The organism is Paenibacillus tuaregi (assembly GCF_900086655.1).
Classification (GTDB): domain Bacteria; phylum Bacillota; class Bacilli; order Paenibacillales; family Paenibacillaceae; genus Fontibacillus; species Fontibacillus tuaregi.
Map to the genome: position 1 here is coordinate 5,442,246 of NZ_LT575476.1, position 15,319 is coordinate 5,457,564.

14 protein-coding genes are annotated in these 15,319 nt (G+C 48.0%); 7 read left to right on the plus strand and 7 right to left on the minus strand.

Translation table 11 applies throughout. From position 1 onward, the window contains the following. Positions 1–115 precede the first annotated feature (115 nt). Positions 116–1,009, plus strand: a complete 894-nt coding sequence (locus BN6628_RS24545; RefSeq protein ID WP_068621492.1) for a LysR family transcriptional regulator — start codon at positions 116–118, stop codon at positions 1,007–1,009. 70 nt (positions 1,010–1,079) lie between these two features. On the opposite strand, the gene BN6628_RS24550 is transcribed toward BN6628_RS24545, so the two are convergent. From BN6628_RS24550 to BN6628_RS24560, 3 genes are all read right to left on the minus strand, one after another. Beyond that, entirely contained in the window at positions 1,080–2,297 is a 1,218-nt protein-coding gene (locus tag BN6628_RS24550; protein WP_068621493.1) for an MFS transporter, read from the minus strand. A 68-nt stretch (positions 2,298–2,365) separates the two neighbouring features. Further along, positions 2,366–2,941: a TetR/AcrR family transcriptional regulator gene (locus BN6628_RS24555; RefSeq protein ID WP_068621495.1), complete on the minus strand. Its 576-nt coding sequence runs from the start codon at positions 2,939–2,941 to the stop codon at positions 2,366–2,368. A 75-nt stretch (positions 2,942–3,016) separates the two neighbouring features. Then, positions 3,017–3,367 (minus strand): hypothetical protein, encoded by a 351-nt coding sequence (locus BN6628_RS24560; RefSeq protein ID WP_068621497.1) that lies wholly within the window; start codon positions 3,365–3,367, stop codon positions 3,017–3,019. Positions 3,368–3,697: 330 nt separating this feature from the next. Here BN6628_RS24560 and BN6628_RS24565 point away from each other — a divergent pair, with 330 nt between their 5' ends. The 3 genes from BN6628_RS24565 (at position 3,698) to BN6628_RS24575 (ending at position 5,562) form a co-directional block, all read left to right on the plus strand. Further along, positions 3,698–4,381: a DUF4386 domain-containing protein gene (locus BN6628_RS24565; protein ID WP_068621498.1), complete on the plus strand. Its 684-nt coding sequence runs from the start codon at positions 3,698–3,700 to the stop codon at positions 4,379–4,381. A gap of 114 nt (positions 4,382–4,495) precedes the next feature. After that, a complete protein-coding gene (locus BN6628_RS24570; protein WP_068621500.1) occupies positions 4,496–4,918 on the plus strand; it encodes a DUF4259 domain-containing protein in 423 nt (140 codons plus the stop codon). Between the two features lie 101 nt (positions 4,919–5,019). Beyond that, entirely contained in the window at positions 5,020–5,562 is a 543-nt protein-coding gene (locus tag BN6628_RS24575; protein ID WP_068621502.1) for a hypothetical protein, read from the plus strand. A gap of 305 nt (positions 5,563–5,867) precedes the next feature. Here the strand turns inward: BN6628_RS24575 and BN6628_RS24580 are convergent, their stop codons facing one another. Next, positions 5,868–7,022: a phosphodiester glycosidase family protein gene (locus BN6628_RS24580; RefSeq protein WP_068621503.1), complete on the minus strand. Its 1,155-nt coding sequence runs from the start codon at positions 7,020–7,022 to the stop codon at positions 5,868–5,870. A 347-nt stretch (positions 7,023–7,369) separates the two neighbouring features. On the opposite strand from BN6628_RS24580, the gene BN6628_RS24585 reads away from it, so the two are divergent. Both BN6628_RS24585 and BN6628_RS24590 read left to right on the plus strand, forming a co-directional pair. After that, a complete protein-coding gene (locus BN6628_RS24585; protein WP_235847699.1) occupies positions 7,370–8,233 on the plus strand; it encodes a helix-turn-helix transcriptional regulator in 864 nt (287 codons plus the stop codon). A gap of 96 nt (positions 8,234–8,329) precedes the next feature. Continuing rightward, positions 8,330–9,202 (plus strand): SDR family oxidoreductase, encoded by an 873-nt coding sequence (locus BN6628_RS24590; RefSeq protein WP_068621507.1) that lies wholly within the window; start codon positions 8,330–8,332, stop codon positions 9,200–9,202. Positions 9,203–9,399: 197 nt separating this feature from the next. Here BN6628_RS24590 and pyrH read toward each other — a convergent pair whose 3' ends face one another. Beyond that, positions 9,400–10,137: a UMP kinase gene (gene pyrH / locus BN6628_RS24595; protein ID WP_068621509.1), complete on the minus strand. Its 738-nt coding sequence runs from the start codon at positions 10,135–10,137 to the stop codon at positions 9,400–9,402. A gap of 270 nt (positions 10,138–10,407) precedes the next feature. Between pyrH and BN6628_RS24600 the strand changes: the two genes are divergently transcribed. Continuing rightward, the gene (locus BN6628_RS24600; protein WP_068621511.1) at positions 10,408–10,710 is read left to right on the plus strand and encodes a hypothetical protein; all 303 of its coding nucleotides are present in this window, start codon (positions 10,408–10,410) and stop codon (positions 10,708–10,710) included. A 203-nt stretch (positions 10,711–10,913) separates the two neighbouring features. Here the strand turns inward: BN6628_RS24600 and BN6628_RS24605 are convergent, their stop codons facing one another. Then, complete coding sequence (locus BN6628_RS24605; RefSeq protein WP_068621513.1) at positions 10,914–11,387, minus strand: SRPBCC family protein; 474 nt, start codon at positions 11,385–11,387, stop codon at positions 10,914–10,916. A 3-nt stretch (positions 11,388–11,390) separates the two neighbouring features. Further along, entirely contained in the window at positions 11,391–15,236 is a 3,846-nt protein-coding gene (locus tag BN6628_RS24610) for an InlB B-repeat-containing protein (RefSeq protein ID WP_068621514.1), read from the minus strand. Positions 15,237–15,319: the final 83 nt, after the last annotated feature.

Sequence of the window (15,319 nt, forward strand, 5' to 3'; positions counted from 1 at the left end):
CATACATTCAAAAATGCATTTCTTGTTGTTAGTATACTTCTATGATACTCTCAATAAAAGTGAATGAATTTCAATGTAACATTCAATAATATTGAAAGTTAAAGGGGGATCGTATATGGAATTGCGCCAACTGATTACGTTCCGTACGGTTGCATCAACTTTAAATTTCAGTCGGGCTGCGGAAGCGTTGAACTACGTCCCCTCCAACGTCACGATGCAAATCAAGGCGTTGGAGGATGAGCTTGGTGTTCGTCTCTTTGACCGCTTGGGGAAGCAGCTTGTTCTCACACATGCGGGTAAGCGCTTTTTAACTCAGATCCAAAGTGTTCTGGATAAATTAGACGAAGCTCGCAGCGCCGTCCACGACAATGAAGTGCTAAGCGGCACCCTAACGATCAGTGCTAACGAGGTTATTTGCGTCTACCGGCTTCCGGCCGTCTTTCAACGATTTCGCTCCCAGCATCCGGGAGTTCGTCTGATCTTCCGCTCCGTTCCCAATCAGGAGCTCAAGCAAGCACTCTTTGAGGGAACTGCCGATGTCGTCTTTATGTTGAACGAACCCATTCGCTCGAGCGGACTTACAGTGGAGCCTCTACTGGAAGAAACCTTCCGCCTTTTCGCCGCTCCAGACCACCCGCTAGCAAAACGAGCGGTGCTGCAGCTGGATGATTTTCACGGGGAAGTGTTCCTCACGAATGAAAAGGGCTGCCCCTATCGAACCATGTTTGACCGGTCATTTGAGAAAGAGGGCATTGATAGTATTACGTATTTAGAATTTCAAAGTGCTGAAGCCATTAAACAATGCGCAATTTCAGGAATCGGCATTGCCTTTCTTCCCGAAATCGTAGTGGAAGCCGAAGTTGAACGGGGCGAACTTGTTGCTCTTCCATGGCAAATTCCAGACCTTCATGTGTATACACAGATGTCATGGCACAAAGATAAGTGGCTTTCACCCATTATGGTATCTTTCATAGAAGCTGCAAGAGAAGTTCTACTGCCGGCTACTTGACCCTCGAACCGCAGCTGTCAGAGAACAAGAGTAGTTAGCTTAGGACGTGTGAATTACTCAACTTCGCTCCTCAATCTATGGGATTATCCTTCCTTAATCTTGAAAACTCCGTCGCATAATACGCCATGGCGATGACTGGTAAAGCGATTCCGATGAGCAGTGCCGCCTTCCAGCCCCCCGCTGCGTAAGCCCATCCCCCTGCCGCTGAGCCGATAGCCCCCCCTAAAAAGAAGATGGCCATATACAAACCGTTAAGCCTACTGCGAAATTCCGCACCTAAAGAGAAAATCACCCGCTGCCCGAGTACCATGTTGGCGGAAACCCCCATGTCAAGTAAAATCGCCGCAACTACAAGGATGGGGACTGCAAGTGCAGAACTTGATGGAACCAACAAGGGAAGCAGCACGGACAAGATGACGATGGCCAATGCCCATCCCGTAGCCGGGCGAACCCATCCACGGTCTGCCATACGGCCCGCCGCTGGCGCTACAATTGCCCCCATTACCCCGACTAATGCGAACAGAGCGACCTCCTTCTGAGTGAAAAGGAACGGCGGACTTGTCAATACCAACGGAACGGTAGTCCAAAACAAACTGAACGTTCCGAATACACAGGCATGATAAATGGCCCTCCGGCGCAATGCGGGTGTCGCCTTCAGCAGGTGCAGCATGGAGTGCAGCAGCGCCGGATACGCTGTAGCGGTCGAAGGCTTCCTTGAGGGTAGTGCCTTTGCCAATACAAGAGCCAGCACGACAATCAATGCTGCGGAGATAAAATATATGGCACGCCAGCCCATATACTCCGCCACCAGGCTTGAAATGGGACGCGCGAGCATAATCCCCAGAAGCAGCCCGCTCATGACGTTGCCGACATTGCGGCCGCGCACAGCTTCAGGTGAAAGATGAGCCGCATACGGCACAAGGATTTGTGCGGCTACGGAACCTACTCCGATCACGAGTGAAGCGGTGAGGAACAGGATGGCGCTTTTGCTTACAGCGGCAACTGTCAAAACGGCCGCTGTAAGGAGCAATGATGAGAGGATCAACTTACGATTTTCCAGGATATCTCCGAGCGGTACAATAAATAACAAGCCGATCCCGTAGCCAACTTGAGTCAACGTAACGATGAGTGCGGCAGCCCCGGAGGAGAGCCCGATAGCCGAACCGATCGAGCCTATCAATGGTTGAGCATAATAAAGATTTGCCGCTATGATACCGCAAGCGGCTGCCAGGATAAAAATCAGCGATGCCGAAACCGATTTTTCCGTTGAAATGGAAGCTGAATGCATAGAAAGTCCCCTTTGCTCACCAGAATTTATTGGAACATTCGTTCCGAAATATGCAAAAAAAATATGTTTTATAGCATTTCCATTACCATGTCCATCATCTGCTGCATCTTGCGGCGGTCACCCTGCACCTTCGCAACGATATTTATACTATGATTCAGGTTTGAGAGCAGATAGGATAAAGTCTTGATATCCTTCTCAGGCATGATTTCTCCGGTCTCCTGACCTTTGCGCAGCAGCTCACAGAAGGATTTCTCCAACTCGTCAAACCGTTCCCTGATCAACGCATTCAGCTGCTCATCTGGCGAATCCATGCTGGCTGCTGCATTCGTAATGAGACAGCCCTTCGGGGACTCGTCGTCCAAGGCGGAATCGATGTGTAGCTCGAAATACTGCCGAATTCCCGATTTTGCAGATGTCGCATTAATGAGGATGTCCCGTTTGGCTTGCTTCCACTTCTTGTACCAGTTGATCGCCTCGATATAAAGCGTTTGTTTGTCCCCGAACGTTTCGTACAGACTTGATCTGCTCAGATCCATAGCCTCCAGCAAATCGGGAATGCTTGCCGCCTCGTAGCCCTTCTCCCAAAAAACGAGCATCGCTTTATGAAGCACCGCTTCTTTATCAAACTCTTTGTGGCGTCCCATGGTTCTCCCCCCGCTTTCGTAGGTACAGCATACCCTTTTTCGGAACGATAAGTCCAGTATTTTCTGCAGATGCTACTATTCTGGCATTTGCCAACCCGTTTCCTCATCCCAAACGGCATCCGTATCATCTAGGTGCACATGCCAATCGCCGCTAGAAATACTTCTTCTAATATCCGTCAAACAGGCCAACCAATAATACAGCGCATTCAATGTATCTTCAAAATCATCTGAAAAGGGTAGCTTTGTCGAACCTGCAAAGATCACCGTTGGTTCATCCTGATCATAGTCATAAACATAAAATGTTTCTCCAATATCCTTCATTTCAAAACCGGCATTGTATTTATCAATGATGGCCGTGATCTCCTGCTCCTCACTGTTGGTAAGGTTATGATCTCTCACACAAGTGTAATAAACAGAAACTCCCATGCTTTATTTCTCCCCTTTTGTGCTGGTTAGTGATGACGAGCAGTGCTGTATGCGGTACATTATAGCATAAAAAATGTATAATAATCCCACGCCATCTACTTATGACACGGTTCAGCTTAACATCGCTTTCAGAAAAAATACGACAGGATCTGCCGCGGCACATGATTACCAGCCTTCTTCTTTATTTTTAGCATCCTCTGTGGAAGGACAACACATGTAATTATTCAAGTTAGAATAACAATCTAAATATGTATAAAAAGCTTATGAATACTACACAATTGCCTGTACTTGAAGCCTAATAAGGGCAGATAAGGATGAGGAGGCTTAAGGATGAGGAGGAAGAATACAAATTCAGGCAGAAGGTCTGCAGTAATTACCGGGGTGTTATTATTAACCGGATTGGTTACAGGTATATTTAGTGTTGTTCCAGTTATAGATGGAGCAGACTACCTTGTCCAGGCTTCTACAAATGGAAATCAGGTACTGATAGGAGCGTTTTCCCAGTTGTTAATGGTTGCTGCATATGTGGGTATTCCTATTGCGTTGTATCCGATTTTAAGTAAGCATAATAAAGGTTTAGCTCTTGGATCTGCTGCTTTCGGCATCATTTCGGGTGTGTTCGTTATTATTGGTGTAATCATTCTTCTGTTGCTATTGACATTAAGCCACGAATTTGCAAAAGTTGGAACTATGAATGGCTCGTATTTTCAGACCTTGGGTGGATTGTTACGGGAAGGACGTGATTTGGTGAATCATGTGGCCACGACACTGACATCTGTTTTGGCGATGTTCTTGTTTAACTGCATCTTTTACCAAGCAAAATTCATCCCACGCTGGTTGTCCGTTTCGGGTCTTATTGGATCTATATTGTCCATATTGGCGAGCTTATTATTTATGATTCGCTTCATCGGTCTCGATGCAACCTACATGACGTTGAACGTTCCAATAGCCTCTCAGCAATTGATTTTGGCTATATGGCTACTCCTTAAAGGATTCAACCGGGCGGATTATTGATTTCTGCAATGCCATGCATGGGAGAGTAGAAATTTCTAAACAGCTTATTATTCATTGCAGGTAGAGTTTGGTCTAACGCCGAATATAAGATACAAAAAGGAAGGCGGGATTACAATGGGATCGTGGGGAAAGGCATCACTGGAAAGCGACGAAGGGCTTGATGTTCTTGATGCGTTAGTCGAATATGCAAAGGACCGCAAATCCGTCAAGCTTAAGGATCTTCTAACTCATTACAGAGAGCTGGGATTTCTCTCGGAGGACCCCGAGGAGGAAGATTTCCTTTACGATAATACAGCCATTGCTCTCGCTGAAATTGTATGTGCCTATATCCAATACGGCAAGACGCAGTACGAGGAATTGAGCGGTCTGAAGGAGATCGTCTGGGAAACCGTAGATTTGCTGGAGCTGAGGCAATTGGTTCAGCAGGTACTGGATAATAAAGGCGGAGAACGCGAGCTTTATGAACTGCGGGATGGAGATCCGGACTGGATTGAACATTTGGAACAAGTTGTTCGTATTTTGTCGGAACGGTTATAAATCACTGGATGCCGCTGCTTAAAGCATCTGATTGCATCCTATAAGAAGCCGCTGAATGCGGCTTTTTTGGTATAGTATGACTTTTAAGGAGGGGGATAAAGATGAACCTTTTGGCCCAAACGACAAACCATGTTCCATGGCAGCGGCTGACTACCGCCTATGGAAGAGGGACGGATATTCCGCGGCTTATGGAGACGGGACAATATGAGGAAATCGCCAATCTGATCGAGCATCAAAGCACCTTGTGGCAGGCGACGCCATGGGCTCTGCTTATTCTCCTGCAGGAACTTGCCAAACAGAAGCCGGATAAGGTCTCTTCGAAGGAAGTTCAGTTGTACTTGGCTGTAGCTTCTGCATTAACCGTGGATCATATGGATTCGCAAGATACGGTTGGAACGATGAACGAGCTCCTGGATGAAAAGTACTTATGGCCAGAGGACGAGGACGAAGATGAACTGCTGTGGGAGGAAGAGATGCCGCCGGGTTATGAGAAAGAGGCATTTTTCAGCTATTATTATTTCAGTTATTTGCTTCTTAAGGACGCAATTCCTATCTACACTGCAATAATGAACGGTAACGATAAGCTTGCTCCGGCTATTCGGGAGCTGCTGCTTCTGATCGAACCGGAAGGTATCAGCAAGTAAGAGACAGGCATGTTGGGCTAAGAATTACAATCATCGACAACCTTAGAAAATGTCGGGTTCAGCTGCCGAAGCTCTCTGTGCAAGGAAAAGTTTCTCTTACTCTTCTCATTATCGCTTTTGATTATTGCCAACGTCTTCGTCAGAAGCTTGAACGTAAGAATAAGTTGAGTCCTGAGATTATGAGACGGCAATGGGGCCGTAAGCCTCAAACCCAAAAGTGGTTATGAACCCGAGAGCAAAACAGCGCCGATCGCAATACCGGAAGTAGTGGCATGACGATGGCGCTGTTTTGTTATGCTTATAAATTATGATTTGCTTTGATAAATGAGTAGTGCATTGCTCAAATTACGACCAGGAGATGTTAGATAAGAACCTTGATAGATCAACCCGCTCGATGCCCCGCCATCTAATCCCATCGCTTGATACGCACCTGCCTGCAGCATCACTTTTGCCAGTTCCGTCACTTTCGCACCCGGTACGGTGACTAATATGAGTTTATGGTCTTTGGTTACCCCCACTGCACTGCGAGCACCGCTGTTGATAAGAATCTTTGGATCCCTGAATCCTTCTGTTGCTGGATCAACCGTAACTTTTCCGTTTGTCACCAGCCGCGGACCCGCCTGCAGGGCCCCATATACTTGTTCTTCCTTTATACGTGTCTGAAAGTCGTTCCCTGACACTATTTCCACTTGATTATCTTTCGTGAACACCAATACGGATCGATTATCATCGGAATTCTTATTTACAACAGCTCCATTTTGTACGATATACCCGAAAGGATACTGTATCCCTGTATTGGAATACGCATCGAAATACGTTCCATTCATTGCTGCCACAGCATGATTAACCGCTGCCATATGCTTTAAAGAATCTACTGACCCAATCTTGTTGTTAGCTACAGCAACGCCTAAATGAATATCCTTGCTCAACAGATCGATTTGAAGGATCATGGCTTTAATCTGTTTTTGACCAACACTGAACGTTTGCTGTTTCTTCGTGATTGGCTGTGACGACACCACGCGTTCTAGCGGTATAACAGGCAATTTCGAAATTTGTTCACCGATTTGAAAGAGCAGCGTGGAGCCAGATGTATCCCATTCCAAAGGCAGGTTCATCGTATCTTTCATGATGCGAATCGGTATATAAGTAACTCCTTCGCGCACGAATGGTGCTGCATCTGCCTGAATCGTGTTATTATTCCAAATTGCGCTCTTCTTTCCTACTGTGAGAACAATCTTATTCTGCCCCTGGCTTACAGTAATCTGTTGAGCTTGCTTATTCCAAGTTACACTATACTTCAATTGCTCACTCAAATAGCGAATAGGTACATACGTCCGGTTGGACTTTGTATCCATATAGCCATAATTTCGTGCTCCCCCTGCTTCTGCAACTTGCAGCCACAGTCCTCCAGCCAGTAACAGCGTCACTCCCAACAACACTAGCCAATAGTTCTTTCTCATCTCTGTTTCTTCAGCTCCTCATGCTTTCGATATACCCCACAATCAATAAAATGGGTAATATTACTTATATCGACATTTGGAGAATATCTATTTATGCTCACCATAACGAAGAGTTTCCATCGGCTTAAACAACAGGCGAATAACGTTTGGGATAAAGCACACTTACCGCTAAATTCGTTTACAAGCTGTAGATCCTCAAAAAGAACCTATTAACGGGAGTAACATCGGTGCTCGTTATGGTTCTCTTTTGTGGCAACGAAACCTTAACAGAGATTATAATGATCGTATACGAAGTGCCTTGAGTCCATTTGGTGAATTACGATACGTATTCTTTATAAGTAATTGAGGTGAGCTGCTTGAAAACAAATCGTTCCTCATCCGCATTGGGTGAGTTCTTAAAATCGCGCAGAGAACGCTTGCAGCCTTCAGAGGCAGGGATCCAGCCGCTGCCCGGACGAAGACGCACTCCGGTACTTCGAAGAGAAGAAGTCTCTTATCTTGCCAATATAAGCGTGACTTACTATACCTGGCTGGAGCAAGGCAAGGAGGTTAATCCTTCGCCGGAAGTGCTGCTAAGTATCGGCAAAGCGCTTCAGCTTGACGATGATGAGCAGAAGCATCTGTTCGATCTGGCCAATGTAGATGTGGCGAGCGTCGTCACAGTGCCAAATAACGAAGGGCCGAATACGAGAGTTTTGCAGCAAATCGTCGATCAGCTGCATTATCCTTCTTTTATCACGGACGAAGGTACGGACGTTATCGTCTGGAATCGGGCGGCAGAACTGATCGTAGCCGATTTCGGCAGTCTGCCGGACAACGAACGGAATATGATGGACATTATGTTTTTAAAGCCTGATTACCGCAACAGACTGGTGAATTGGGAAGGCGCTGCCCGTTACTCTGTAGCCGTTCTGCGGGCAGGCTTCGATCTTTACAAGAACAACCCGTTATATATGGAACGGTTTGAACGCTTGACACGGGAAAGCGTGGAGTTCGTACATTTCTGGGAGCTATATGAAATCAAACAAAAACGCGTAGCCACCGCTTTATTCCGTGTTCCTGACGCACAGGAGATGGAGTTCGAGCTCCATTCGGCGGCTGTAATCGATAATGACCCGGGACTGCACTGGTGTTTCTTTGTTCCGGTGCCCGGTTCAGGTACGGAGGAGAGATTATTACGTTTACTTGAGCAAGACAGGCAACTGCCTTAGACTGTTACTCCCATTAATAGAATAGGCGTGCTGTGGCTAGCGCCCTCTAGTTGTTTGTATAATTCAGTGCATGACAACGAATGGAGGGTGTTTAGCATGCAAACTTGGTTCATTACAGGAGCATCAGGAGGCTTGGCTTCACGTATAACTCGCCAGTTGCTTGATAGAGGGGACCGTGTAGCCGCAACGGTACGCAAGCCGGGGGTGCTGGACGATCTGCAGGCACAGTATGGCTCTGGGCTTTGGCAGGCTAATTTAGATCTGACCAACTCTCAGCAAATTGCTGAAGTGGTGGAACGTGCATTTTTAGAACTGGGCACGATCGATGTGTTTGTCAATAATGCAGCCTATGGCTTGTATGGGGCAGTAGAAGAAGCAAGCGACACGCAAATTGAGCATCAGTTTATGACCAATGTGCTTGGCTCCCTACGTGCAGCGCGTGCAGTCCTGCCCTTTTTCCGTAAGCAGGGTGGCGGTCACATAGTACAGATTTCGAGTATGGCGGGTCATTATTCTATTCCGGGTATGGGACTGTATTGCTCTTCGAAATGGGCGGTCGAAGGAGCCTTTGAAGCGCTAGCTAAGGAAGTGGCTCCGTTCAATATTAAGATCACTATGGTGGAGCCCGGCGGAATCCGAACGAATTTCCTTACAAGCAACGCCGTATTCGGTGAACGGATGGACGAATACCGGGATACGGAGGCGGGCCAATTCGTTAGCCTGATGAAGGGAGAACTGCCTGGTATAGATATGAGCATGTTCAATCAAATGGTTGTCGGCGACCCGGATAAAATGGCGCAGCAGATTATCCGTCGTGTCGACCAGGGCGAGGGTCCGATACGTATGGCGTTGGGCAGTGACGCCTATGAGCAAATCCGGGCAGCCCTGCTGGACAGACTGGCCGCTCTGGAGGCACAGAAAGAGCTGGCTTTCTCCACTGATTCAGATGATGTGGTAAAACAATTTTAAAGGATACCATAGAATTCGACATCCACGGCAACTGATATGCTCCTCTGAAGTAGCCGGTTTATTTATTAATCCTGTCTACTTAAAGGGGAGCATATTTAAAACTTGCCCTTATTTATGATACGGTTCACCGCGCTATCTGTAACGGCAAGTATGACGAAAAAGAGGGAGCGCTGTTATGCTCCCTCATAATCTTCAACTCATTCCAATTCCAAAATTGACTCACCACTAATTATTGTTCCATTAACTTTCCCCTCACAAATTTCTTTCATTGAGCCCGGCTTGTCAAAATTAAATACATGCATTGGCAGATTGTAGTCTCTAGCTAAGATGAAAGCTGATTGATCCATTACCTTCAAGTTATATTTTAAAACATCGTTGTAGTGAAGTGACCTGAACTTCCTTGCCTCTTTGTCGAACTTAGGGTCTGCATTAAGAACACCGTCTACGCCTTGTTTTGCTACTAACAATGCTTCACAATTAACTTCGATTGCCCTTTGAACGGAAGGGTAATCCGTTGTAACGTAGGGTTGCCCGTTTCCTCCTGCAAAAATTACTATGTAGCCCTTTTCCAGATGGTGAACTGCTCTTAGTCTGATGTATGGTTCTGCAACTGATGTAATAGGTATTGCTGTCATCACACGAACTTCTTTGTCTGTTTTGGCTTTAAGAACTCCTCGAAGCATCAAGCTATTAATAACAGTAGCAAGCGTCCCGATGTTGTCAGCTTCTGCTCTTTCTATTCCCCAGCTTTCCGCCATATTACCGCGAAAAATATTCCCTCCACCTATAACTAATGATACCTCAACACCTAGATTCACAACTGACATAATTTCATTAGCAATATGGTCTAACCTTTCGGGCTCAAAACCAAATTCCGTGTTTCCGGCCACTGCTCCACCACTTAGTTTAATAAGAACTCTTTTGTACCTTGTCAAATTAGCACCTCCGCGCAAATAAAAAACACTAAAGCAACGAATGCTTTAGTGTCTTAATGGAACGAGAATATGAAATTGTAACAATCGACTTATCATAAGCCTTCCGTTTCCTCCTCATATTCCCACCCCTTCCAGTAATTTTTCATCAACTCATTCTATACTGTGTGAGGGTAAAATGCAACACCGAAAGTGACAGAATTTCAACCATATATTATTTCCATGAGCTCCTGATCTACGGGGCTATTTCTGTGTCTTGAGGAGGTATTTGTTATGCGTATCATCGTTACGTATCAGGATTTAGAAGTGTTTCGCCACGCCAAAGCAATTCAACTGCCGCTCCTCGGTCCTGTCCAAGATTACTTCAACCAACTAAGGGGCGACAACGACATGCTGGTCGAGCGCATCAACGAGTTGAAGTCGAAGTACAACGTACTTGCAAACCGAAAGTCCGAAGCTGAACGCCAGCTTGACAAAATAGGACGGAACCCATCCCGCTTCAACTTGTACGCAAAGCGCTCAGCGACTTCAACGGGCTTCTACAGATCTCTCCGGTCGAAACACAAAAGACCCTAATTCAAACCATTGTGAAGCAGATAGACGTTCAGCAAGGCCAAAAGCTTCGAGGCATTGAACTAGAATTTGACGAGACGCTACGACAGTGTCTGGTCGTCGCAGCCTCCATATGGGTGCAGTTACCACGGGTCAAGGAAGTGTCGTTGTCTGACTTGTCACCTGTTTCAAGCCTGTCGACTCGAACGCAAGCTGCGCCCCCTACCCTAAGACTCGCGCCTTCGCATCAGTTCCTTCTCAAGGCTCTCTCTCCCTCTCGCCATCGCCCAGTAGTGGTTCGAGGTGAAGAACGGTTTAAATATCGGCGAGAACAGTTTGAGCAAGGGCTTCTCGGCATTCACATACCAATCGAACTGTACATTCACATATTCCCCGTCCTGCTCGAACTGCCACGTTCCATGACCGACCAAATCTCCTGAAGACTTCAAGGAGATGGAATGCGGTGCTTGTTCGGCCGTCTTGCATGATCTCCAGCGGAGCTTGTACGGCAGCTTACCCCTCGAGAGAATGTTATAGACCTCGTTGCCCGTCTCCTTGTCCATGCCTGCCTTTTGAATCTTCAAGTATACTTCGGGCCACCAACGTTGATAGTCCAAGAAGTCGGAGCAGATCTCATAGATCACCCAGATGTTTCCCTTCACCCGCCAATGGGTCGGCATGTAGTATTCGTTCGCAGCCATGGCTTAGTTCATCCTCTCTAACAACTGTTCGATTTCGGAACTTAAGGAGATCACTCGCAAGAGGACGGTCAAAGCTTCGGCTCGGGTAGCGCTCTTATCCGGGTCAAAAATATTCTTGCTTCTTCCACTGATAATGCCGGCATTCGCGGCTTGCTGAATCTGATCCTTAGCCCACGAACGATCGATATCCTGAAAATTCACCGTCCTCACTTGCTTCACCGCCGTCAGATTAACGATTCTTGCGAGAATCGCAATCATCTCGGCACGCGTAATATTTTGATCGGCCCGGAAAGTACCGTCCTCATAGCCTCTAATGATGCCGTTGCTAGCCAACGTAAGGACTGCGTCCCTTGCCCAACTATCCTCAAGATCGGTGAAACTAGGCGTTACCGCGGTGCCTTTGGCAAGCGGGAACAGCTTCGCCAGCATCGAAGCGAATTCTCCTCGCGTGATGCTTGCATCTGGCTTGAACGTCCCGTCGCCGTATCCTTGAACGATCCCGAGTCTTGCGAACAAGCGGATGCTATGAGCCGCCCAGTGATCTTCCACATCCGCAAAGACAGGAACGTTCACACTTCGGGGATCGCCCAATTTGACGGTAAGTGCGTCCAGTATCGTATGAATCGCTCCCGCGTCATTCACGTTGATTGGCGGTCGGCCGGGAACGGAGTTGAGTATTGGAGGCTTCTCGGACGGCTGCGTTGTTGGGACTGTCGGTGCCTTAGGGTCCGACGGTGCCTTAGGGTCCAACGGTACCGTCGGATGTGACGGCGTTGTTGGATTTGACGGCATTGTTGGGGTATCACCACCGCCTAGTTGACGCTCGTAGATCGTGATCTCCTGGCTTCCGACGCTCCCGGAACCATCCTGGGCCGTAGCCTGAACCGTTACGAGGCCGGCATGCTCTGCTTTCAACAATCCCGACTCATCAATGACGGCTTTGCCGGTACCCCTTTTTATTGACCAAGACACCTGCTTGTTGGTGGCATTGTCCGGACTCACGCTGACGGTCATTTGCAGCGTGCCGCCTTCATAAACAGAGGATGTGGCGCTTGTCACCTTGATGCTGGCAACCGGGATCGTGTTGCCCGGTGCCGAGGCCCTCGTGATCGTAACATGATAAGTTTTGGTTGTACCATCCTCCGCCGTTGCCATTATCGCTACGGGGTTGGGGCCAACATTCAGATTGACCTGTACAGGATGACCTGACTCCACTACATTTCCATTGACGGTAACAGTTGCCGCCTGATCGGATACTTTAGGTACGATCGCGATGCTGCTTGTCGCATATCCGACATCGGCGGTATAGCGGGTAATCCCGGCTTGGAACCGAGGCGTCAAATCGCCTACGCTTAACGTCAAACCGGCTAAGTCGGCATCCGAACTCGGATTCGGGCCAGGCAGCGGACTTACCTGAATCGATACTTTTGCAGGCTCCGCACTCGATCCATCGAGGGTTGCCGACAGCTCGACCGATGTAGGCTCGAAGACATAAGGTGCCTTCCAATAGACATGGAAAGTTCCATTCTTATCGGTCGTCACCGTTGCCTTGTCGCTCTCCGTTTGGCTCCACTTGCCTAAGTTCGAGCTCAGGTGAATGGAGATATTGGCTTGAGGCGCAGCGCCTTCATCATATACCGTACCGGTAACCAAGATTTCATGTCCGCTTAACGCCGCAGTGCTACTCGCGACTAGATTGATCCCACGCTGCTTGCGCTCCCACTTGGCATACAAGGTCATGTCTCCGGTAACGGTGTTCTGTTCGAAATTCCATTGAGTCGCATAGCCCGGGTCCTTGTACCACCCGGCAAATCGGTACCCGTCTTTGTTCGGTGCCGGCGTCGGCTCGTCGAGATGAGCCCCCGCATTGGCGGTCACTGCAGGAATCGCCGTTCCCCCGTTCGTCTCATACGAAACGGAAAATTGCGCAGCTCTGCGCACGAATATCAAGAACGTTCGAGCATTGATCCCATCCCCCGCAGTTACATCGATTCTAATTATATTCATTCCGGTATGCAGCGGTACGCTGACGGGTGAACCGCTGACTGCAGGTAAGCTGCCGGTAACACTGGTGTCGGCAAACAAATAATTGATCACCAGAGTGGACTTACGGCTGGCGGTCGTTGCCGTTACGTCGATACTTGTTACGACATTGCTGACGTCTGCCGCGGTATAGCTGTACGTGTCGCCCGAGAATTCCGGAACGAGAGCGATGGACCCTAGCGATAAATCGCTTAACTCGGCATTGGACTCATCTGGCGGAACGACCTGAAACGTCCGGCTGTCCGCTATTCCGATTGTACCGTCTACGCTTGCATAAATCGTTACTGATTCTGGGTTCGCTACCAAAGGAGCCATCCATTCCAATGCAAACCGGCCGCTTGCATCCGTTGTCGCTGACACGTCGCTGTTATCGGTAAGCTTCCATTTACCCAGGGCGCTACGCAAATTCACGACGGCATTCTCAACAGGTAAGCCGGCATCGTCCCTCACTACGCCGGTGACCGTAAGGCTATCGCCACCAGTTACATGATCGCCACCCTTCTCGAACGCTACGGACGCGATTGTTGCAGCTCCATTCCACTTCCATTTTGCATACAACGTCATATCTTCGGAGACCTTGTCATTGTCATAATCCCACATGTCGGTATATTCCGGATCCGTATACCATCCGACAAGGGTATATTCTCCCCTCACAGGCTCCTCAGGCTTGGGAACTTGTCCTCCGTAGGCAACGGATTGGGCCGGGATTTGCGTTCCCCCTCTCGTATCGAAAGACACTTGATAGGAATTCGCCTCCCAGTTGGCATATAAGGTAAAGCCTACGTCCCGAATGCCATAAATAATCGGATAGTTTCCGTCCGAATAATTCGTCCCGCTTCCATCTGGCTTTGTGTTCCATCCTTTAAAGGTGTATCCCGTCTTCGTTAACGCGCTTGGATCCTGATTCGGATCCGGTATCGGCACCTTAAATACCCGATTATAGCAAACATATGGAGTATTCGATGGAGGGGTCCCCCCTGTGCTGCCATTTCCGTCATAGGTAATCATATAATTGCAGGGTATAATCTGAATTCTGTATTTCGCAGCGTGGTCAAAAACCTTTACACTGGTCTTCGGGAAATAAAGGGTTGCTTTCGAATCAAATACAGGACTCGATTCCCCTCCACCCAGAGTGACTTCCGGCGGAATCGCGACATCTCCCAATGAATTGTTCATGAACGCCCCGGGGTAAATGGCGGTTACCGACTTCGGAATCTGAAGCGTCTTTAATTGATTGCCGTTGAACGCGTAAGAATCAATGATCTCTAGCCCTTCCGGAAGGGACACACTTGACAAGCGATTATTCTGGAAAGCATACCTTCCGATAGTAGCCAGGCTGTCCGGAATCGTCACGCTTTCGAGTTGATTGTCCGCGAACGCATACTCATCAAGAAAGGTAACTTTTCCGAACGCAATGCTTTGCAGCCGGTTGTATTGAAAAGCCCCTCTTCCGATGTGCGTGACGCTTGGAATCTCGATTGCGGTTAATTCATTGCGGGCGAATGCAAAACTAGCAATCATCGTAACGCTAGGCGGAAGCGTTACGCTTGTTAGTTTAGGTTGACCAGGATTATTAAATGGATCAAATGCACTCGACCCGATGGCAGTGACCGGCTTGCCGTCGAACTCGCTCGGAATCATGACGTCCGTGCTCGTTCCCGAGTAATCTGTAATCATGAACGTGTTGTCTGATAGCAATAAATAAGTAAAATCGCTGTCCTGGGTGGCCTCCGCATGTGCAGCCGGCATAGGCAAGCTGCCGCCAAGCAGAGCGCACAACACCAACAAGGATAATATCCGGCGCATAATTCTTCTCCTCCAATAGTGAGTGATTCATTGTTCATTATTGTAAAATATCCGGATATACTAAAAAATCCCCCGATTGGGGG

What these genes read in the sequence shown, in the direction of transcription:
- BN6628_RS24545 (WP_068621492.1), top strand. Translation starts at nt 116, where the DNA reads ATGGAATTGCGCCAACTGATTACGTTCCGTACGGTTGCATCAACTTTA.
- BN6628_RS24550 (WP_068621493.1), bottom strand. Translation starts at nt 2,297, where the DNA reads ATGCATTCAGCTTCCATTTCAACGGAAAAATCGGTTTCGGCATCGCTG.
- BN6628_RS24555 (WP_068621495.1), bottom strand. Translation starts at nt 2,941, where the DNA reads ATGGGACGCCACAAAGAGTTTGATAAAGAAGCGGTGCTTCATAAAGCG.
- BN6628_RS24560 (WP_068621497.1), bottom strand. Translation starts at nt 3,367, where the DNA reads ATGGGAGTTTCTGTTTATTACACTTGTGTGAGAGATCATAACCTTACC.
- BN6628_RS24565 (WP_068621498.1), top strand. Translation starts at nt 3,698, where the DNA reads ATGAGGAGGAAGAATACAAATTCAGGCAGAAGGTCTGCAGTAATTACC.
- BN6628_RS24570 (WP_068621500.1), top strand. Translation starts at nt 4,496, where the DNA reads ATGGGATCGTGGGGAAAGGCATCACTGGAAAGCGACGAAGGGCTTGAT.
- BN6628_RS24575 (WP_068621502.1), top strand. Translation starts at nt 5,020, where the DNA reads ATGAACCTTTTGGCCCAAACGACAAACCATGTTCCATGGCAGCGGCTG.
- BN6628_RS24580 (WP_068621503.1), bottom strand. Translation starts at nt 7,022, where the DNA reads ATGAGAAAGAACTATTGGCTAGTGTTGTTGGGAGTGACGCTGTTACTG.
- BN6628_RS24590 (WP_068621507.1), top strand. Translation starts at nt 8,330, where the DNA reads ATGCAAACTTGGTTCATTACAGGAGCATCAGGAGGCTTGGCTTCACGT.
- BN6628_RS24600 (WP_068621511.1), top strand. Translation starts at nt 10,408, where the DNA reads ATGCGTATCATCGTTACGTATCAGGATTTAGAAGTGTTTCGCCACGCC.
- BN6628_RS24605 (WP_068621513.1), bottom strand. Translation starts at nt 11,387, where the DNA reads ATGGCTGCGAACGAATACTACATGCCGACCCATTGGCGGGTGAAGGGA.
- BN6628_RS24610 (WP_068621514.1), bottom strand. Translation starts at nt 15,236, where the DNA reads ATGCGCCGGATATTATCCTTGTTGGTGTTGTGCGCTCTGCTTGGCGGC.